Consider the following 4283-nt stretch of genomic DNA (forward strand, 5'->3'; position numbering starts at 1 on the left):
CGCCGCCTTTGCCGTCGCCGGGCCCGGGCCCGCCGCCTGCTGCGGGTCCCGCCGCGCGGGCCCCGGCTGCAGCGAGCCGACCGGCCGTACCTTCCCGGCGGCCGCGAAGCCCCAGTCGAGCAGCTCCCGCGTCTCCTCGTACACCGCCAGGCCGCCGCCCGACTGCGGGTTCATGACCGTGACGACCAGCGTCCGCCCGCCGCGCTGCGCGGCCGCGATCAGCGTGTTGCCCGCGCCGCTCGTGTAGCCGTTCTTGACGCCGATCAGGCCCGAGTAGCGGGCCACCCCGTCCGTCCCGGTGAGCAGCCGGTTGGTGTTCCGGATTCCGTACGACGAGCTGCCGGACGGGAAGTCCGTGTACGGGGTCGCGCAGTACCGGGCGAAGGCCGGGTCCTGCAGCCCCGTACGGCCGAAGACGGCCAGGTCGTACGCGGACGAGACCTGACCGTCCGCGTCGTAGCCGTCCGGGGAGACCACCCGGGTGTCCCAGGCGCCCAGCGCCGACGCCTTCTCCTGCATCCGGCGGGCCATGGAGTCCCAGCCGCCGTCGAGCGTGGCGAGCACCCGCACCGCGTCGTTGCCCGAGTTGAGGAAGACGCCGTTCCACAGGTCGGAGACCTTGTACGTGTACCCCGCCTGCACGCCGACGAGGCTGCTGCCCGCCCCGATCCCGTCCAGCTCCTCCTCCGTCACCTTGTGCCGCATGTCGGCCGGCAGGTTCGGCAGCGCGGTGAGCGCGAACAGCGCCTTCATGGTGCTCGCGGGCGGCAGCTTCCGGTGGGCGTCGTGCGCGGCGAGCACCTCGCCCGTACCGGCGTCGGCCACCAGCCACGCCAGGGCGGAGACGTCGTCGGGGACGCCCGGCGCGCCGGGCAGCGGCTGGACCTGCGTGCCGGTCCGGTACAGCTGCGCCGGGTCGACGAACGTGCGGGGCGGGGGAGTGGGCTCGGTGACGGTCGCGGCGACGGCGGCCGGCGCGGGCAGCGCGAGCAGGAGCGCCGCGGCGCCGGCGGCAGCATGACGAACGGCTGACGTGACGATCATTCAGTCACCGTAGGAAGGGGCGGGAGCACGCGCAGGGCGGAGTGCGCCGTCCGGCGTATCGGGGGCGGACGTGGCCGGGAGCGGGGTACGCCGCACGGGACGCGGCCGGACCAGGCATGCTGTCTCACGTGTCGTCACTTCCGCACCAGAGCCAACAGAGTGAGGGTGCGTCCGGTGCCCCCGGTGGGGCCGTTCCGGCGCCCAGCCCCGTGCCCGCCCCGGCACCCGGCACCCCGGACAGCCCGGGCCCGCCCTCTCCCCGGGACCCGTACGACGGGGGGTTCGGCGCGCCGCCCCCGGGCGGACCGGTCGTCCGCGACGAGCGGGAGCGTCCGGGCGGGCCCGCGCCCACCGGGCACATGATCGTGTGCGGGGACGACGTCCTCGCGCACCGGCTCGCGAGCGAACTCAGCGACGTGTACGGGGAGCAGGTCACCCTCGTCGTCCCGGCCGCGGCGCCGACTCCGCAGCAGCCCTCCGCCCCGCGCCCCGGCCGGGCGATGGCCCTCTTCGGCCGGGTGACCGCCGCCGTGGCCGCCCGTACCGCCGCCGCTCCCGGCCCGGCGACGGCCGCCGACACCGACGCCCGGGCGGTCCAGGTCGTCGAGGCCGCCGGGATCGACGAGGACGTGCTCGTCCGGGCGGGCGTCGAGCGGGCCGCCGCCCTCGCACTCGTCCACGACGACGACGAGACGAACATCCGGCACGCCCTCGCCGCCCGCCGCCTCAACCCGAGGCTCCGGCTCGTCATCCGGCTCTACAACCGCAAGCTGGGCCAGCACCTGGAGAACCTGCTCGACCAGGCCGCCGCCGTCGCCGAGCCCGGACTCGACCCCGGCGTCCTGGACGCCTCCACCACCGTGCTGTCCGACGCGGACACCGCGGCCCCCGCCCTCGCGGCCAGCGCCGTGGCCGGCACCAGCAAGATCGTCCAGGCGGGCGGGCTGCTGCTGCGTGCGGTCGACCGGCCGCCGCCGGGCTGGGGCGAGATCGCCGACCCCGGCCTGTGCACCCTGGCCCTGCTCTCCGCGACCACCAACGACCCCGCGGGCATCGAGGGTTCGGGCAGCAGCGGCAACCTGGGACCGCAGCTGCTGCCCGACGACCGTGCCATCGCCGCTGCCACCGGACGCGGCACGGTCGTGCTGGAGGCCATCAGCCACGCGGGCCCCACCAACGGCACCGCGACCAGGGCGGGCAGCGCCGGATTCCTGCCCTTCGCCTCGTTCTTCTCTCGGCGGCTGCGCTGGTCGCTGGCCGGAGTGGCCGCGGCGGTCGCGGGTATCGCCGTCGCGACCTGGCTGACCACCGGCGACCACCCGCTGCACGCCGCGTACCTCACGCTCCTCGACATCTTCGCCATCGGCGACCCGGCGCACGGCGAGGGCACGGGCCGTCAGATCCTGCAGATCCTGGCCGGGTTCACCGGCCTGCTCCTGCTCCCGGTGCTCGTGGCGGGACTCCTTGAGGCGCTCGGCACCTTCCGCTCCGCGACCTCCCTGCGCCGCCCCTCGCGCGCGCTGTCCGGGCACGTGGTCCTGCTCGGCCTGGGCAAGGTCGGCACGCGCGTCCTCGCCCGGCTGCGGACCCTGGGCATCCCGGTGGTGTGCGTGGAGTCCGACCCCGAGGCGCGCGGGATCGCGCTGGCCCGCCGGCTGAGGGTGCCGACCGTGGTCGGCGACGTCACGGAGGAAGGGGTCCTGGAGGCCGCCCGGATCCACCGGGCGCACGCCCTCCTGGCGCTGACCAGTGTCGACATCACCAACCTGGAGGCCGCACTGGCGGGCCGCTCCCTCAAGCCGGACCTGCGGGTGGCGATGCGGCTGTACGACGACGACTTCGCCACCGCGGTCTACCGCACCCTGCGCGCCGCCCACCCGGAGGCCCTGACCCGCAGCCGCAGCGTCTCCCACCTCGCCGCACCGGCCTTCGCCGGGGCGATGATGGGCCGCCAGATCCTGGGCGCCATACCGGTGGAACGCCGGGTCCTGCTCTTCGCCGCCCTGAACGTGGCGGGCCACCCGGTGCTGCAGGGCCGCACGGTGGCGGAGGCCTTCCGCCCCGGCGCGTGGCGCGTCATCGCCCTGGAGACCACCGCGCCCGAGGGCCGGGGCGCCCGCCAGAACGGCCGCACCGACGAAGGCGCCGGCGACCGCGAGCAGCCCCACCTGGTCTGGCAGCTCCACCCCGGCTACGTCCTGACGCCCGGCGACCGTGTCGTCCTGGCCGCAACCCGCCGCGGCTTGGCGGAACTGCTCTGACGGAGCGTCGGGGACGGGCCGAGGAACTCCGGGGCGGGGGCCGAGGCGGCGGTCCTGGAGCGACGGCCGAGGAGACGGGCATGGAACGACGGCCGAGGCGAGTCTGGAGCGGCGGCCCGCGGCGGGCCTAGGATCGCGCACGGGGTGACGGGCGCACCGTCCCGTCCCCTACTCCCCTACAGGAGGCCCCAGTTGGACAGCTCTGCCGCCACCCCGCCACCCCACCGCATGGACCCGGCAGGCGGCTGCCCGCACGCCGACAACGCCCGCCTGCTCGCGCGGGGAGCAGTGGTCCCCGTCGTCCTGCCCGGCGACGTCGAGGGCATGGCGGTGCTCGGGCACGACGCGTTGCGCGAGTTCCTGGCGCACCCGGACGTGGCCAAGGGAGCCCGGCACTTCACGGCTCTCGCCGAGGGCCGGATACCCGAGGGGTGGCCGTTGCGGACCTTCGCCACCGTGCAGGGCATGACGACCGCGGACGACGCGGACCACCGTCGGCTGCGCTCCCTGGTCAGCCGGGCGTTCACGGCCCGCCGCGTCGAGGAACTGCGCCCGCGGGTCGAGGCGGTGATCGCCGGGCTCCTCGACGACCTGGAGGCGGCCGCGGAGACCGGCGACGGCATCGTGGACCTGCGCCGGCACTACGCGCTGCCGCTCCCGCTCGGCGTGATCTGCGAGCTGCTCGGCGTCGCGCCGGAGCACCAGGACCGGCTGCACGCCCTGTCCGGCCTGGTGGTCTCCACCGACATCGGCCCCGAACAAGCCATGGCCGCCAACCGCGAGCTCCTCGCCCTGCTGTCCGCCATCGCAATGGACCGCGCGAAGGATCCCGGCGACGACCTCACCAGTGCCCTGATCGCGGCCCGCGAGGAGGACGGCGACCGCCTCAGCGGGCCCGAACTCATCGGCACCCTGCTCCTGCTGATCATCGCCGGCCACGAGACCACCCTGAACCTCATCACCAACGCCGTCCGCGCC

3 protein-coding genes are annotated in these 4283 nt (G+C 75.6%); 2 read left to right on the top strand and 1 reads right to left on the bottom strand.

Annotated elements, in window-relative coordinates; genetic code table 11:
- The coding region (locus VIU94_RS04795) for a D-alanyl-D-alanine carboxypeptidase family protein (protein WP_331907869.1) at positions 1-1044 on the bottom strand (1044 nt) is incomplete at its 3' end.
- 359 nt (positions 1045-1403) lie between these two features.
- Between VIU94_RS04795 and VIU94_RS04800 the strand changes: the two genes are divergently transcribed.
- Complete coding sequence (locus VIU94_RS04800) at positions 1404-3305, top strand: NAD-binding protein (RefSeq protein ID WP_331907871.1); 1902 nt, start codon at positions 1404-1406, stop codon at positions 3303-3305.
- Positions 3306-3533: 228 nt separating this feature from the next.
- On the top strand, positions 3534-4283 hold a 750-nt coding region (locus VIU94_RS04805), incomplete at its 3' end, for a cytochrome P450 family protein (RefSeq protein WP_524540623.1).

It is taken from the genome of Streptomyces sp. (genome assembly GCF_036566765.1).
GTDB lineage: Bacteria > Actinomycetota > Actinomycetes > Streptomycetales > Streptomycetaceae > Streptomyces.

Excerpts from the sequence above, each read along its gene's own strand:
- VIU94_RS04800 (WP_331907871.1), top strand. The coding sequence starts at position 1,404 with ATGATCGTGTGCGGGGACGACGTCCTCGCGCACCGGCTCGCGAGCGAA.